This is a genomic window from Tateyamaria sp. LSS28, assembly GCF_059611725.1.
Window position 1 is genome coordinate 711692 of sequence record NZ_JCAPFI010000003.1, and the last position, 15724, is coordinate 727415.

Sequence of the window (15724 nt, forward strand, 5' to 3'; positions counted from 1 at the left end):
GGATCAAAGAGCGTCGGCCCCCGTTCCACGCAGATCGGCCACCCATTCCGACCAGGATCGTGGTGGCGGGGCCTGCGTCAAAGAGGGGTGAACACGCTCTGACGGGTCCAGCCCAGCGCGGCGCGGTTTTCGGGTGACAAACCATTTGCCGAAGCCCGCAAAGGTTCCCATGGATGGCGCTTCGGCATCTTGCGGGAACCGCGTGGCCCACCCTTCGGGCAAGGGCAAGCCACAGGCGTCCGCCTGTTCCAGCATCCAGACCAGCGGGATATTGGCCAGCGGGCGCGATGCGCGCCGCCCCGAGAGATGCCCGCCAATGTCGCCATGCACACCGCGAAACCACATCTGGACCAGATGCCCGTCCCAGTCCCGGGTGGTGTCCCACATCACGGGGGCATAGGCGACGCGGGTTTCGTTCCGGGCCACCGCGTGAAACCCGTGTTTCACGGACCTGCCCAGTTGATGGTTGTGAAACGCATGGCGCGGCGCACTCAGCCGCCACAGGAACGGCATGTTCAGCCCAAGGGATTTCACGGTATCCCACACCCCGATCATCTCGATCTCGACCTGCGCATGGCAATTGTTTCGCGCGAAAATACGCGCGGCATCGCCGTCAGGGCTGCACTCGTAATGGCGGTAGACGTCGCGAATGTTGCGCTCCGTTGCCGCCTCTGGCGTCAGCAACCCCACACGATCAATGATGCCCGCCAACGACCGCACGGCATAAGCCCCGCGAGAATATCCAAGCAGGAATACCTTGTCCCCGGGCCGGTAGCGCGACGAAAGATAGCCATAGGCGCGCCGGATTTGCCGATTGATCCCGCGACCGAAGATCACGTCACCCGCCTTGCGCCAATGCGACCATTGCAGACCCGGTTCGTAATAGAGCGACACCTCGCTGCCCATCTCTCCGAGCAGCTTGGCCGTCAGTCCGGCGTTGGTTTCATCGCCGGGTTCCAGCGTCGACATGGTGCCATCGATGATGATGACGTGGATCGTTTGGCCCCGCGTCGGCGGGGCCACTTTTGGCAAGCCTGCCCCGAACCGGTTCTTCAACCAGTTCGAGATGGCATTATTCAGCCGCGATCCGAGCATCTTTCATCAAGTCCCAAACCTTCATCGGTGTGAATGGCATATCCGCCTGCCGCACGCCGTGCTCCCACAGCGCGTCCTGCACCGCGTTGGACACCGCAGCCAACGCACCAACCGTGCCAGCCTCGCCACATCCTTTCATGCCCATGACATTCGCGGTTGACGGAACCGGCTCTGACGTAAACCCGATGTAAGGAACGTCATCGGCGCGGGGCAAGGCATAATCCATGAACGTTGCCGTGAGCAATTGGCCGTCCTCGTCGAACTGAACATGCTCTGTCAGCGCCTGTCCGATGCCTTGAACAACCCCGCCATGCACCTGCCCTTCGGCCAGCATCGGGTTGATAAGATTGCCAAAATCGTCAACGACAGCATAACGGTCCACGGCCACGACACCCGTGTCGGGATCCACAACAACCTCTGTAACATGACAGCCGTTGGGGAAGCTGCGCGCCTCGAGCTTGGTGCGCTGTTCATGCACCAGCAGGTCCTCGCGCCCCTTCTCGCGGGCCATCTCGGCCACCTCGAGCATGGTCGGCGTCATGTTCGACCCCTCCATCCGGAACTGCTCATCATCAAAGGAGATATCGGAGGCAGGCACCCCCTCTTCCTCGCTCAGGAACGCTACAAACGCCTCGCGCATCACATCCACCGTCGCCAGCGTCGCGGTGTTCTGCACGGTCACGGACCGGGATCCCCCCGTGCCGCCACCCTGCTTGATCCGGTCACTGTCCCCCTGCACCACGTCGATCATGTCCACAGGGATTCCGGTTTGATCGGCAAGGAACTGGGCATAGACCGTCTCGTGCCCCTGCCCGTTCGATTGGGTGCCGACATAGATGTTCACACGGCCCTCTTCTGTGAATTCAACCTTCGCACTTTCGGTAGGATCACCCAGAATGCTTTCGATATAGTAACACAGGCCCAGACCGCGCAGGCGCCCCTCTGCCGCATCGGCAGCTTTGCGCGCGGCAAAGCCGGGGATATCCGCCTCTGCCTCGGCACGGGTCAGCACCTTTTCGAAATCACCCACATCATAGGTTTCACCGACCAGCGTGTCATAGGGGAACTGCGCGGGCTTGATGAAGTTGATGCGGCGCAGTTCAAGCGGATCCACACCCAATTCACGCGCAGCACGGTCCATGGCGCGCTCAAGAATGTAGATCGCTTCGGGCCGCCCCGCGCCCCGGTAGGCGTCCACCTGCGTGGTGTTGGTGTAGTAGCCCACGGAGCGCAGATACGCCGCGGGCATGTCATAAACCCCGGTCAGCACGCGGCTGAACAGCTGCGTCTGAATGGCTTGCGCATATTGCGAGTTGTAGGCGCCCATATTCGCCTCGGTGAACACGCGGTAGCCGATGATGCGATGGTTTTCGTCAAAAGCCAGTTCGGTCAGCGAGGTCAGATCGCGGCCTGCATTGTCCGACAGCATCGCCTCGGTCCGCTCGGACATCCAGCGCACGGGACGCTTCAGGGCACGGGCGGCATGGGCGACAACGAAGTATTCCGGGTACATCATCCCCTTCATCCCGAAACCACCGCCCGTATCCGGGTTGGTCACGCGGATATCGTCTGCTGGAACGTTCAGCGCCTTGGCCAACTGGTCTTTCGGGCCCCACACGCCCTGCCCGTTGATGGCCACATGCACGCGGTCCCCTTCGGGCTCTGCATAGCAGCCGCGCGGCTCCATCGAGTTCACGATGACACGGTTGTCCCCCACATCCAGCGACACGATGCGCGCCGCTGCGTCAAAGGCCGATTGGGTCGCCGCCTCGTCACCCATATGCCAATCGTAGGCCACATTGTCCGGCGCTTCGGTGTGTACCACCTCGCCACCCGATGCCATGTCCATCTTGGCGGGCAGATCATCATAATCGAGCATGATCATCTCGGCCGCGTCACGGGCCTGCGCCAGTGTTTCGGCCACGACAACGGCAACGGGCTCGCCCACAAAGCGCAAATGGCCGCGCGCCAGAATGGGCCGCTCAGGTGCCGCGCCATCCGTGCCATTGCGATTCTTGACCGTCGCGCCCTGCATGCCAACGTTCATGCCTGCCGCTTCGAGGTCTGCCAGAACATAGACGGCATGCACTCCGTCGGCCTCGCGCGCGTCGCTCACATCCAGTTCGGTAATCACAGCATGCGCGACCGGCGACCGGAACACGAAGGTCTGCAAAGCGTTCGCCGGGGCAATGTCATCCACATAGCGCCCCTCTCCGGTCAAGAACCGCACATCCTCGCGGCGTTTCACGGGCTGGGATTTGCCAAATTTTTCCATGGGGACACTCCTGTCTGCCGAGGGGCATTGTCACGGGCGAACCTATCGCGTGCACGCGCAGTGTCCAGCACCAGTTGCGACGCCGATTTGCCCGCATCCGGCACCGTAGAGGCCCGCGCGCGAGCCGACATCGCTGGCCCAGCACCCGTGGCCCTTGCTGTCGCGAACAGCTCGATCTTTGATCCCGACGAATACCCCAACGCGACATTCGGCTCCGGCACGGTCAAGATCGCGGGCACCCACGACTTCGGCGACTATCGGGTCACCAAACGCAACAACATCCCGATGGGCGCGACGGCGCACATGCCGTTCAACGGCAAGCCCCTTATCAACGAAGCCACCTACGCCCAAACATTCGACCAATGCCTGATCTTGTTGCATCCGATCACACCCTTCATCATCGAAAGCCTTTGGCAGCAAAGGCACGGCCCAAGCAACTGGTCCACCTTCACCACCGATCTGGTCAACAGTGAAGCCGACAGATAACTCAACTGGGTGATCAAACTGATTGAAGCCATCCGCTTCGCCCCCGCGCAAATTCATGTGCCCGCCAGTGCTAACATTCCTTGCCTACTCAAAGGGTTCGAGCCGCAGATCCAAACCTCCTAAACACGCAAAAAGGCGCGCCGTCAGCGCTTCGCCAGGCTCAAAACGGCGACGCAAGGCTCCCCAAAGGCACCATCGCGCTCGCCGTCTCCGGCGACACCTTCGGCCTGCCCATCGCTGACGTCATCGACGTGGCGAAAAAATCACACCTCAAAAACTCCAAGGAGCCCCCACCCGCCTCAAAGAACTCTGATCCTTCTTCATCTTGCCAGACAAACTTCGGGGGTTTGGGGGCAGAGCCCCCATTCAAAAAACCAATCGCGTCGCGGCTTGCCCGCGTCCGAAAGAAAACGGGCCGATCCGGGATCACCCCGGATCGGCCCTTTGCTTCAGTCCTGCAGCCGGACGATGTCCCGCATCAGCCCCTCGGCCCCGTTGTGTACGGTCAGCCGCTCGACCTTGCCGGCAATCGTTTCCAGCGCTTCCAGCTCTTTCAGCCGCAGCATGACGGGATGTTCTGCCATGACCTTGGCCGTGTTGAGCAGCGACCGTGTGGCGTTCGTTTCCTCGCGCCGCCGGATCACGTTGGCCTCGGCCTCTTTCTGGGCCGCAACCACCTGGTTCAGGATTTCCCGCATCTCGCCGGGCAGAATCACGTCCTTGAGCGCGATCTCACCCACCTCGATGCCCAGGGCCGCCATGTCGGTCCGCACCTGAGCCGCGGCATCCGCGCTGACCGACACCTTGTCGGCCAGCACCTCGTCCAGCGTCAGCGCCCCAAGAGTTTTCCGGAACGCCAGCTGCAGCGACAGATGCAGCGCACCGACAAAGTCCCGCGCCTCTGCCACCGCCCGCATAGGGTCGGTCACCCGGTAGTCGGCCGACAGGTTCACCCGCAGCGACACCCGGTCCCGGGTCAGGATCTCCTGCCCGCCGACCTCATGGGCCTGCCACCGTGTGTCAACCAGCTTGACCCCGTGCTTCCGGCCCAGCATCCAGAACCAGTGCGTGCCCGAGGGCAGCTGCCGTGTGACAACCCCGTCGATCGACAGGATGCCCACGTGACCCGCCGACACCTCGGTCGAGGTCAGCGCCCGGGTCAAACCCGACCGCATGAGCCGCTGCGCCAGCGCAACAAGCACCTCGTGACCCTCAGTCAGGTCAATCCGATCCACCGTCCACGGCCCCGCATCGGTCCAGACAAAAGTCCGGTGATCGGGTGTCACCACCTCGAACGCCCGGCCATCCCGGCTCAGGATCGCCACCTCATCGGTTCCGGTCCGCACCTCAGTCAGATGCGCATGGGCCAGATCGGGCCGCGTTTTCACAAGCGCGTCGATGTAGTCCGATTTGAAGTGAGGCTCCGACATGTCGAACCGCAGAACGTCGGTGTTGCGCCGTGCAATACCGTGCCGTCCGGGCCCGAGGATGGTGTCAAACCGGCCTTTGCGCATCACCAGCGCCCGCTCGGTTTCCGTCAGGGTCAGCATCCGCCGTCCCATCACAAAATCTATCAATGTCATGTCGTGTCTCCTTCATATCTTTCGGATCATCGTCGTCGCAAAGCGCGAACTCCTTCTTGGTCTCAGAGGGTTGCAGCCATCATGGCTGACAGGTGTGAAGCCCGGTCACGGGCGGGAAAGACCCGGAGCCGCCCCGCGCCAAAACCAAAGGTGGGGCCCCAACGAGAGGACGTCTGAGCACCGGTCGGGGCATGGGGTGGATCGAAATCCACCCGGCCTGGACCTGCGCCCGCGCGCCGTCAGTCACGTGCCCGACCCGAGGTCAGAGCAGGTGCGGATCCCTTGGCGCAATGCCCGAAGCCATCATGCCGCGAGGTCCGCCCCTGCTGGGGCAACCCCGGATCCAAAAATGTGAGAGCCTTTGACAGCCCTTGTGGGAGTCGAACCCAAAGTGTTTCCACTTTACCCATGGTCGTTGCGACGGGAGTCGAACCCGCGACACTCAGATTCGCAGTCTGATGCTCTACCGATTGAGCTACACATCGTGCGTGGACCTAAACCACGTCCCTTTGGTCAACCCGGCCCTGGTATACGAGGTCGGCAGCGCCGCCCGCACCGGAAGAGTGATCACCTCTTGCCGCTAGGGTCCGACCTGAACTGTCGGGAGGCGCTGTATCCATGGGACGCGGGATTCGCTCAACAGTGGAAATGACGCGCCGGAAACCCTGTGGCCGTAGCGCAACAAATGAAAAGGAAGGGGTGAGATTGTGGCCTCGTAGCACTGCAAACGCCCCTGACCACGGCACAAGATTTCGTCTTGATCAACATGGCCCGAGGATCGCGCCGCTCGTCGGTCACAAGAAGCGCCTTTGCCCCACCATTCAAAGACAAGGCCGACCGGCAAATCGCCGCACCGTTTGGTCCTTCCGGGCGGTGCCTTACACACCACGTCCAGAGCGTTTTTGGATGATCCGCCGCAAGGTCAGCCCCTCGCCCATCGTGCTGGAAATGTGGGTACAGTGAACGCCCTGAGACTTTCCATCGCTTGCGTGGTTTCAAAGCGGTAAGGTCGCCTTGCAGCATTCGACATTCGACCACCCCCTGTTTCAGGGCTGAAAGGGCGCAGCATGGCAAAGAGCTTCGATCCACCCAATATCTGGAGCCCGTTCGGGGCCTTCTCACAATCCGTCATCTCGGGTGGCGGAAAGACGATTTACCTCAAAGGACAGGTCGCACTCGACCGTGACGGCGAGATTGTCGGTGACGGTGATATGTCGGCTCAGGTGACACAAGTCTTGCACAACGTGGCCGACATCCTTGGTGCGATGGGTGGACAGATGAGCGACATCGTGTCCCTTCAGCAATTCACGACGGATATTCAGGCGTTCATGCAGTGCAGCGAGATCAGGGCGAACTTCTTTGAAGCGCCCTTTCCTGTGACAACCACTTTGGAAGTTTCGTCCCTTTATGACCCCAGACTGCTGATCGAGATCACCGGTATCGCAGAGATCCCGCTGGACCGCTTCATCCTGCCTGAAACCACGCAGGAGATGCATCAATAGCTCAATTTAGTGCGCGATCCGGCTTTCAGTTTTGCGAAAGTCGAGCGTCACAGCATGTGTCGCACGCGCCAAGCGCGTGCTTCATTCAAATGTTGCGCGCCTGTGGATCAGCCGGTTGGCAAGTGCCCAATGATCAGAATGTCTGACAGGCGGCACTTGCCTCGTGCCATTCATCTGCGTGCAACCAAGGAATATGCGCGCCTGCGCTTCAGGTTTTGAACACAGGTGGCCGTTTCTGCATCTGCGCCGCCACGACCTCCATCTGCTCGGGCGTGCCCATCAGTCCCGCCTGCGCGCGGCTCTCTTCCAACAGGATGTCGTCAGGCGCGTGCGTCTCTGCATATCCGATCAACGCCTTGGCCGCCCGCAAGGCAGCTGGTGATTTCAACGTCAGCGCCTCAGCCAGTGCCATCGCCGCTGCTAACGGATCATCCGCCAGTTCAGTGACCAGGCCCCAAGCCTCTGCCCGCTCGGCTGAAATCGGCTCTGCCGTGTAGGTGAGCTTGCGCATCACGTCCGACCGCAACAACCGTGGCATCAACACCATGCCGCCCATATCCGGCACGATGCCCCATTTCATCTCCATCACCGCGAACCGCGCATCAGGTGCCGCGATCCGAATATCCGCGCCCAGCGCCAGCTGCATCCCGGCACCGAAACACACGCCGTGCACAGCGGCAATGACGGGCACGGGCACGCGGGTCCAGACCATGGACACCTCTTGCCACTGGTTGGTGGTTCCGTCCCCGTGGGTGCGCGGCATCATCAAGTCAACCGGGTCCTTGCCGATCATGGCCCCCAAGCCGCCGATGTCGATGCCTGCGCAGAACCCTTTGCCCTCGCCCGAGATCACGCAGACGCGGGCGTTGCTGGCCGCCACCTCATTCCCGGCGGCGATGATCCCGTCAATCATGGCCTGATCCACCGCGTTCATCTTGTCCGCGCGGGTCAGGCGCACATGGGCGATGTGGTTTTCGTAGGTAACGGATACACGATCTGACATGGGCAATCTCCTTTGACAGCGAGAGAAGCGCAAACCGGCATCCCATACCAGCAGAACGTAAGGGCATTGCCCGCCATGGCGTGCCGCGCTACCCCTCTCGATATGACCGATCTTCGCCTGACCCCGCTCGCCGCCAGCCTGCCCTCTACCGTGCCCTTTGTCGGCCCCGAAGCGCAGGAGCGCGCACGCGGTGCCGCGTTCGAGGCGCGGCTGGGCGCCAATGAAAGCGTCTTCGGCCCCTCACCCAAGGTGGCCGAAGCCATGGCGGCAGTGGACCTCTGGAAATATGGCGATCCGGAAAATCACGATCTGCGTCAAGCACTTGCCGCACATCACGGGATCGATGCGCAGCATATCATGGTGGGCGAAGGGATCGATGGCCTGCTGGGCTACCTCGTGCGCCTTTTTGTTGGGCCGGGTGACCATGTCGTGACATCGCTGGGTGCCTACCCGACCTTCAACTACCACGTTGCGGGCTATGGCGGCACGCTGCACACCGTCCCCTATAGCGACGACCATGAAGACCCGGAGGCGCTGTTTGCCAAGGCAGCAGAGACCGGCGCGAAGCTGGTTTACCTCGCCAACCCGGACAATCCCATGGGCACGTGGCATGATGGCAAGACGCTGGAACGGGCGCTGGATCGATTGCCCGATGGCTGCGTTCTTGTTCTGGACGAAGCCTATATCGAATGCGCCCCACCGGGCACGGCGCCGGAGATCGATCCGGGCGACCCGCGTGTAATCCGCATGCGCACCTTTTCCAAGGTCTATGGCATTGCGGGTGCGCGCGTCGGCTATGCCATCGGGGCAGCCCCCCTGATTGATGCGTTCAACAAGGTGCGCAACCATTTTGGCATGAACCGCGCCGCCCAGGCCGGAGCGCTGGCCGCGCTGCAAGATCAATCCTATTTGGGCCATGTCCAGGAGCAGATTGGCGGGGCGCGCGACCGCATTGCCCGGATCGCAAGCGACAACGGGCTGGCCGCCCTGCCCTCGGCCACCAACTTTGTCGCCATTGATTGCGGTGCGGATGGCGCTTTTGCCAAGGCCGTTCTGGACGGGCTGATCGCGCGCGGCATCTTTGTTCGCATGCCCTTTGCCGCGCCCCAGAACCGCTGCATCCGGGTCAGTTGTGGCACGGCTGAAAACCTCGATGCCTTTGCCACGGCGCTCCCGACCGCTCTCAATGACGCGAGAAAGGGCTGACAGGGCGGTTTGCCGTATTATAGTCGACGGGGAGAACCCGGAGGCCGCAATGGACGATCACAACATCGGAACCGCGCCCAACTACAAAAACGCCTGCATCGTGATGTTCGGGGTGAACATTACGTGGATCCTGGTTGCGATCTGGGCGATCTGGGGCCTGATTGCGGCAATGCTGCTTGGTCTGGGTGTGAACCATCTGATTGAGCGTGGCAAAGTCTGGGCCGCGCAGCGACAGGCGGCGTCCATCCGCAGAGGCAAACAGATCTGAAGACCGCGCAGCGCACGCGCGGTGCTGTCCGGGTCGGCTAGTCCAGCCTTTTTAGTTCTAGAATGATCTCGGGGCTGCGGTCGTCAAATGCTTCCCCGTTCCAGTCCCCGCTTACCGAATGAACGGACAGGCCCGTGCGCGCTGCCAACCCCTTGATGGCAGAGAGAGACGGGAAACGCAGGCAGCTTTGCGTGGAAAGCGCCTCGTGCCCGTTTTGGAGCGCGTAGCTCTCGGAAAAGGTGACGAACTCACCTTCGACCGATTGGACATCATGGGTAACTTGCAGAATGCGCCCGTCCGCAAGTGTCTTGGGTGGCCCGGCATGTTCCGGGGTCCAGCGCAGCCAGGGCTTTGCAGCCGGGTTCCGGGTTTCGAACCAAAACGAAGTACCCGGTGTCAGACGTTGCGCCATATTTTGAAAAAGGTCCACAATCTGATCGTCGCGCAGCAGACACTGGAACGCATGCCCGGTCATGACGACAGCATCGAAGCGCATGTCTGGATCCAGATCGGACACCTCACCGACCACCCAGCGCACATCGTCACCGCCCGGTTTGGCCCGTGCGGCCGCAATCATCGCGCCAGCCGGATCGACGCCAATGACAGCGTAGCCTGCAACCGACAGTTCGATCGCGAACGTCCCTGTGCCGCATCCGACATCAAGGATGCGGCTTGGCGGGTCGGGCAACCGCGCGCGGTAGAAATCAAAATCATTCCGCGACGCGTTCACGGTGTCATAAAGCTCTACGAGCGTCTGTTCCTTGTAGTGTTCATCCATATGCTTTGCCTGACCATCGGCCTGTTGCTGTTGTACGCTTTGCCCGGGGCGTCCGCATTCAGACGTCAGCGATCACTCCAGCCGCAGCGTCCAATGCGCCGCGCCCATGTGGAACGCCCAGAGCCGACAACCCGGCCTCGATCCCGCCGAGCAGGCCCATGATCATGTGTCCGTTCACATGCCCCATGTGGCCCAAGCGGAAAAAGCCGTGCCACGCCGGGTCACCGGGAGGTGCCATGCCCAGCCCGATCCCAAGTGTCAGCCCAAGGTTTTGTTCGGTCCAATCACGCAGCGCGGTGGCATGTGGGCTTTCCAGCCGCAGGGCCGTGACGGCACAGCTGCGGTGCGCGCGATCCACGACGTTCAGCTCAAGCAGGCCGTCCTCGCCCCACGCCTCGCATGCGGCCCAGATTGCGCGGGCCAGTTTGGTATGGCGCGCCCATATCGCCTCCATCCCCTCGGCATGGATCATGTCCAAAGCGGTGCGCAGACCATAGAGGTGATGCGTGGGCGCGGTGCCATTCCAATACATGTAAAATTCTTCGGGATTGGCCCGGGGTGACCAATCCCAGTATTTGCTGACACGTGGCATCGCGCGGCGCATCGCGTCAGCCTTATCATTGAAGAAGACGAAGGCCATGCCCGGCGGGACCATGAGCCCCTTTTGACACCCCGCGACCATCACGTCAGCGCCCCAGGCGTCCATCTTGAATGCGTCGCACCCCAGTGACGCAATGCAGTCGGCCATCAACAGGGCGGGATGCCCGACCTCATCCATCACCCCCCGCAAGGCGGCAACATCGTTGCGCACCGAGGTCGAGGTATCGACATGAACGGCCAGGACCGCCTTGATCTTGTGCGCTGTGTCCGCGCGCAACGCCTCGGCAATCTGATCCATGTTCCACGGCGCGCGCTTGCCGAAATCGAGGATTTGCGCCGTTGCGCCCAACCCCTCGGCCATTTCAGCCCATCCATGCGCAAAACGGCCCGTCGCAGGCACCAGCATGGTGTCGCCGGGCGCAATCACGTTGGCCAGGGCCGCCTCCCATGCCGCGTGGCCATTGCCGATATACATGGCCAGGTGCCCCTGGGTTCGGGCCACAGCTTTGAGATCTGGGACCAGACTGGCCGCGATATCCACGATCTCGCCCGCGTAAATGTTCGGCGCGGCGCGGTGCATGGCCTGCAAGACCGCGTCAGGCATCACCGAAGGGCCGGGAATGGCCAGATATTCACGCCCCGAACGACCTTTGGATGGTGATGTCATGAATGCTCTCCGCCATGTAATTGACCGGCGCACCGTAGCGTGCAGCGTCCCGGCGTCAATCGGTCTGCTGTGCTTGCCCCCCAGCGCGCGCCGCGCTAGAGCTTCCATCCAACGTCCCTTACCGGAGCGCGGCGCAACGCCGACAGACACCACGCGTGACAGAGCCCAAAGCCCCCTTCACCCCGACCGAAGATTCCCGCGAGCTTTTGAGCTGGATCTGGCGCGGCTATCTGAAGAAACACAGCGGCCTGATGAGTGTGGCGGTTATGTTCATGCTGATCGAAGGATCCATGTTGGGTGCCCTGAGCTACCTGATGCAACCCATGTTCGATCAGGTATTTGTTGACGGTGATTCAGCCATGCTGGTCTGGGTCGGCACTCTTGTCGTCGGCATCTTTATCGTGCGGGCCACGTCATCGGTTATCCAAAAGCTGATCCTGACCCAGGTGGCGTTAAAAACATCGGCCGCTCTGCGTATGGACCTTCTGGACAGGATCATGCTGCAAGACGGCGCATTTCACCAATCCCATCCACCGGGCTATCTGATCCAGAGGGTACAAGGTGATGTTGGGGCTGTGGGCAATGTGTGGCGTGCGATCATCACCGGCGCGGGGCGTGATTTCCTGGGACTGATCGTCCTTCTTGGCGTAGCAATCAGCGTCGACCCGATCTGGGCGATGCTGGCGCTGATTGGTATCCCGGTTCTGGTGCTTCCGGCAGGCATGGCCCAGCGCTACGTCCGCAAACAGGCCCGCAAATCGCGCGACCTGGGCGCCGGTCTTTCGACCCGTCTGGACGAAGTTTTCCATGGGATCGTTCAAGTCAAGCTGAACGCGCTTGAAGCCTATCAGGCGCGGCAATATCGCGGGCTGACACGTCGATTCATCAAGACTCAGACAAAGACTGCATTTGGCGGGGCCGCCATCCCGGCTATGATCGACATCATTTCGGGCGTCGGGTTCATGGCCGTGATCCTGTATGGCGGGTCCGAGATCATCTCGGGCGAAAAGACCATCGGCCAGTTCATGACATTCTTTACGGCAATGGGGTTTGCCTTTGACCCAATGCGGCGACTTGGGGCAATTTCAGGTCTGTGGCAAGCGGCGGCTGCGTCCATCGAACGGGTCAAGGAATTGATGGATACACCGTTGGCGTTGACATCCCCGCCGAACGCCAAACCTGCACCGGCTGGTGTTCCGGAAATCCGCCTTGAGAATGTCGAACTGTCTTATGGTGAGGCGCCGGTTCTGCGTGGTGTTTCATTGACCGCCAAGCCCGGAGAGACAACAGCTCTTGTGGGTGCATCCGGTGCCGGAAAATCCACCGTCTTTAATGTGCTGACGCGGCTGATCGATCCGCAGTCTGGTACCGTCTATGTCGGCGACACTCCGACAACCGAAATGGACCTTGAAGCCCTGCGTAGCTTGTATTCGGTGGTCACGCAGGAAGCACTGCTGTTCGATGAATCCCTGCGGGAAAACATCCTGCTTGGGCGCACCGACGTGAGCGACGAACGCCTCAAGGAAGTATTGGATGCCGCACATGTCACCGACTTCGTGGAAAAGCTACCTGACGGATTGGAAACACATGTCGGCCCACGCGGATCGGCTTTGTCTGGCGGGCAGCGGCAACGGGTGGTGATTGCGCGCGCCCTGCTGCGCGACACGCCCGTCCTGTTGCTGGACGAAGCAACCTCGGCGCTTGATGCGCAATCTGAAAAAGTGGTTCAGGACGCGCTCGATCGGTTGTCCGCGGGGCGCACGACATTGGTGATCGCTCACCGGCTTTCGACGATCCGCAGCGCGGATCAGATCATCGTCATGGATCGCGGTGAGGTTATGGACACGGGAACCCATCAAGAGCTGCTGGACCGCGGCGGCATCTACGCCGATCTCTACCGCCTACAATTCAAGGATGGCAAAACAATCATCGACGCACCGCTGTCTGACGTGCTGGGCGATCGGGACGAGAACAACGCATCAAAGGGCCTGTTCATGCGGCTGAGGTCGCGCTTGTTCGGCTAACGTCGATAAGCAGCGGCCAGCGCCTCGGGATCAGCACCAGCCAGGTATCGGGTCAGCGTCCAGAGATTGCGTGCCCCGCGGCGCACCCATCCCTGACGGCGGTACTTCTCGGCACTGGTCACGGCTGTCGCGTCAAGCGGGACAAGCTGGCCGCGCAAGGCACGGGCGAGTGCCACATCCTCCATCAGCGGAATGTCGGGATAGCCGCCCACACGGGCGTAGAGATCGCGGCGGATCAACAGGCCCTGATCCCCGTAAGGCAACCCAAACAGGCGTGCGCGCAGGTTGGCCCACGCGGCCACCGCGCAGCCGCCCCGATCAAAGCGCAGCTTGAAGTACGCCGCGTCCCGTTGGCCCAGATGGGCCGACACAACCTCGGACCAGCCGGGCGACAGAACGGTGTCTGCGTGCACCACCAGGAACCATTCTGCCCGGGCAGCCTCGCATCCGCGACGTAGCTGTCCGCCCCGCGACGGTGGACCCGTCACGATGTTGGCCCCCCAGGCCTCCGCGCGTTTCAGCGTGTCATCGGTTGAACCGCCATCGCTCACAACCAGCTCGGCAACAATGCCTCCATCCAAACCCTCCATCAAGGCGGCAAGGGTTGGACCCAGTGCAGCCTCGGCATTCAGTGTCGGAACGATGACGGAGATCGGCGCAGGCACTTCGGCCCCTTTCGGATGGAGTTCGCGCTGCTATATGACAAGAGGAAGATCGAAAAGGAACACCCATGTCGCGCCGCCATATCTTTCGCCTGTCAGGGCCTGACACGCACAGCTTCCTACAGGGGCTGGTGACCAACGATGTGGACGGGCTGGCCGACGGATTGGTCTATGCCGCCTTGCTGACGCCGCAGGGCAAATACATCTCTGATTTCTTTCTGGCCGCCGACGGGGACAAGGTGCTGCTGGATGCGCATGAAGATCATGCCGATATGCTGCGTCAGCGGCTGAGCATGTACAAACTGCGCGCGAACGTCACGCTGGAGGATACAGCGCTGCACCTGCACCGCGGGCTTGGGGATTTTCCAGAAGACGGGCTCGCAGACCCGCGCCACCCCGATTTGGGTTGGCGCGCCTATCGTGATGCGCCACAGGCCGAGGACGACACGGATTGGACAGCGCTGCGTGTTGCGCACCTGATCCCTGAAACAGACGTGGAGCTCACGTCCAACACATTCATCCTTGAGGTCGGGTTTGAGGCCTTGCACGGCGTGGATTTCCGCAAAGGTTGCTATGTCGGACAAGAGGTGACCGCCCGCATGAAACACAAGACGACCCTGCGCAAAGGTTTGGCACAAGTGGATGTGACCGGGGATGCCGCGCCGGGGACCGAGATTTTGGCGGATGGCAAGGCTGCCGGGACGCTGTTGTCACGGGCCGGAGATCGGGCCATCGCTTATCTGCGTTTTGACCGGGCCAAAGGCACCATGCAGGCCGGGGAAGCCACCGTTACGCGCAGCGACGGCTGAAGCAGCTTCTTTCAAGTCTGGCGTACCTGCTGCAATCAACCAAGCCTGCGGGTCAGAAACGCGTCGATCTGCACTCGCACGGTCTCTGGCATTTCCAGTGGCAGGTTATGCCCTCCATCAAGCTCAAGCAGTTCTGAATCGACGATCCCTGTTGCAAGCGCGTTCATACCCCTACGGGTGGCGCGGTTGCGCGTGCCGCGGACCAGAAGTGTTGGAGCCGCGATTTTACTGAGCCAACCCCGCCCGTCATAGGCCGCAGCGGCGCGCATCTGATCGGCAATCGCATCAGCGCCCCAATGCGGGATTTGCGCACGCAGTTCCAGAGCGACGTTTTTTGGCTCCCCCACACCGGTCAGACCGGCGAGACGGCGCGGCGGGATGCGTTTTAGGACCGCCGGAAGGACACGCCCTGCAAGGCGACCCGCAAACGTATCGACAACCGTTGGGACAGCTTCGATCAGGATCAATGCCGCAGGCCGGGTGCGCGCGGCCAGTTCCAAGGCAATCATCCCCCCGAGAGAGTGCCCAACGAGTACAGCGCCGTCGGGTGCGAAGGGCTGCAACATGTCGGCATATGCTTCGACACGCGCATCCGTTTCGACTGCGGGCAAGTTCGGTGTCTGCGCCAGAGGCAAACCATCAACGACCTTCCGCCATGTTGCACAGGTCAGGCTGGCACCATGTAGCCAAAGGCTTGGCCGTATCATGAGAGGGGAGTGCGCTGCGTGTGTCATGGACTGTTTTCGGGACACCGTTTTGAAATGGC

Annotated in this window: 14 protein-coding genes and 1 tRNA gene; 6 read left to right on the plus strand and 9 right to left on the minus strand. The window is 61.6% G+C overall.

Annotated features, from left to right (window positions below; translation table 11 throughout):
• Nucleotides 1–3: 3 nt before the first annotated feature.
• Both AC53L6_RS12175 and AC53L6_RS12180 read right to left on the minus strand, forming a co-directional pair.
• A complete protein-coding gene (locus tag AC53L6_RS12175) occupies nucleotides 4–1095 on the minus strand; it encodes a T6SS phospholipase effector Tle1-like catalytic domain-containing protein (RefSeq protein ID WP_496908020.1) in 1092 nt (363 codons plus the stop codon).
• On the minus strand, nucleotides 1073–3370 hold the full coding sequence (locus tag AC53L6_RS12180; RefSeq protein ID WP_496908021.1) for a xanthine dehydrogenase family protein molybdopterin-binding subunit: 2298 nt from the start codon (nucleotides 3368–3370) through the stop codon (nucleotides 1073–1075). The genes AC53L6_RS12175 and AC53L6_RS12180 overlap by 23 nt, the downstream gene beginning before the upstream one ends.
• A gap of 60 nt (nucleotides 3371–3430) precedes the next feature.
• Between AC53L6_RS12180 and AC53L6_RS12185 the strand changes: the two genes are divergently transcribed.
• On the plus strand, nucleotides 3431–3856 hold the full coding sequence (locus tag AC53L6_RS12185; RefSeq protein ID WP_496908022.1) for a class I tRNA ligase family protein: 426 nt from the start codon (nucleotides 3431–3433) through the stop codon (nucleotides 3854–3856).
• A gap of 449 nt (nucleotides 3857–4305) precedes the next feature.
• On the opposite strand, the gene AC53L6_RS12190 is transcribed toward AC53L6_RS12185, so the two are convergent.
• Nucleotides 4306–5439 carry a slipin family protein gene (locus AC53L6_RS12190; RefSeq protein WP_496908023.1) on the minus strand — a complete coding sequence of 378 codons (1134 nt, stop codon included), beginning with the start codon at nucleotides 5437–5439 and terminating at the stop codon, nucleotides 4306–4308.
• Between the two features lie 409 nt (nucleotides 5440–5848).
• A tRNA-Arg gene (locus AC53L6_RS12195) sits at nucleotides 5849–5924 on the minus strand.
• Nucleotides 5925–6506: 582 nt separating this feature from the next.
• Between AC53L6_RS12195 and AC53L6_RS12200 the strand changes: the two genes are divergently transcribed.
• Nucleotides 6507–6941: a RidA family protein gene (locus AC53L6_RS12200; protein WP_496908024.1), complete on the plus strand. Its 435-nt coding sequence runs from the start codon at nucleotides 6507–6509 to the stop codon at nucleotides 6939–6941.
• Between the two features lie 208 nt (nucleotides 6942–7149).
• Here AC53L6_RS12200 and AC53L6_RS12205 read toward each other — a convergent pair whose 3' ends face one another.
• Complete coding sequence (locus AC53L6_RS12205) at nucleotides 7150–7944, minus strand: crotonase/enoyl-CoA hydratase family protein (protein ID WP_496908025.1); 795 nt, start codon at nucleotides 7942–7944, stop codon at nucleotides 7150–7152.
• Between the two features lie 102 nt (nucleotides 7945–8046).
• Here AC53L6_RS12205 and AC53L6_RS12210 point away from each other — a divergent pair, with 102 nt between their 5' ends.
• Nucleotides 8047–9150, plus strand: coding sequence for a pyridoxal phosphate-dependent aminotransferase (locus AC53L6_RS12210; RefSeq protein WP_496908026.1), 1104 nt, complete (start codon nucleotides 8047–8049; stop codon nucleotides 9148–9150).
• A gap of 49 nt (nucleotides 9151–9199) precedes the next feature.
• Entirely contained in the window at nucleotides 9200–9418 is a 219-nt protein-coding gene (locus AC53L6_RS12215; RefSeq protein ID WP_299210528.1) for a hypothetical protein, read from the plus strand.
• A gap of 37 nt (nucleotides 9419–9455) precedes the next feature.
• On the opposite strand, the gene AC53L6_RS12220 is transcribed toward AC53L6_RS12215, so the two are convergent.
• Nucleotides 9456–10196 (minus strand): class I SAM-dependent methyltransferase, encoded by a 741-nt coding sequence (locus tag AC53L6_RS12220; protein ID WP_496908027.1) that lies wholly within the window; start codon nucleotides 10194–10196, stop codon nucleotides 9456–9458.
• Nucleotides 10197–10254: 58 nt separating this feature from the next.
• Nucleotides 10255–11463, minus strand: a complete 1209-nt coding sequence (locus AC53L6_RS12225) for a pyridoxal-phosphate-dependent aminotransferase family protein (RefSeq protein WP_496908028.1) — start codon at nucleotides 11461–11463, stop codon at nucleotides 10255–10257.
• A 155-nt stretch (nucleotides 11464–11618) separates the two neighbouring features.
• On the opposite strand from AC53L6_RS12225, the gene AC53L6_RS12230 reads away from it, so the two are divergent.
• Complete coding sequence (locus tag AC53L6_RS12230; protein ID WP_496908029.1) at nucleotides 11619–13487, plus strand: ABC transporter ATP-binding protein; 1869 nt, start codon at nucleotides 11619–11621, stop codon at nucleotides 13485–13487.
• Here AC53L6_RS12230 and AC53L6_RS12235 read toward each other — a convergent pair.
• Nucleotides 13484–14152 (minus strand): TIGR04283 family arsenosugar biosynthesis glycosyltransferase, encoded by a 669-nt coding sequence (locus AC53L6_RS12235; RefSeq protein WP_496908030.1) that lies wholly within the window; start codon nucleotides 14150–14152, stop codon nucleotides 13484–13486. The two genes, AC53L6_RS12230 and AC53L6_RS12235, sit on opposite strands and share 4 nt — an antisense overlap.
• A 65-nt stretch (nucleotides 14153–14217) precedes the next feature.
• Here AC53L6_RS12235 and ygfZ point away from each other — a divergent pair, with 65 nt between their 5' ends.
• Nucleotides 14218–14958, plus strand: coding sequence for a CAF17-like 4Fe-4S cluster assembly/insertion protein YgfZ (gene ygfZ / locus AC53L6_RS12240; protein WP_496908031.1), 741 nt, complete (start codon nucleotides 14218–14220; stop codon nucleotides 14956–14958).
• A gap of 35 nt (nucleotides 14959–14993) precedes the next feature.
• Here the strand turns inward: ygfZ and AC53L6_RS12245 are convergent, their stop codons facing one another.
• Nucleotides 14994–15665, minus strand: coding sequence for an alpha/beta fold hydrolase (locus AC53L6_RS12245; RefSeq protein ID WP_496908032.1), 672 nt, complete (start codon nucleotides 15663–15665; stop codon nucleotides 14994–14996).
• Between the last annotated feature and the right edge of the window lie 59 nt (nucleotides 15666–15724).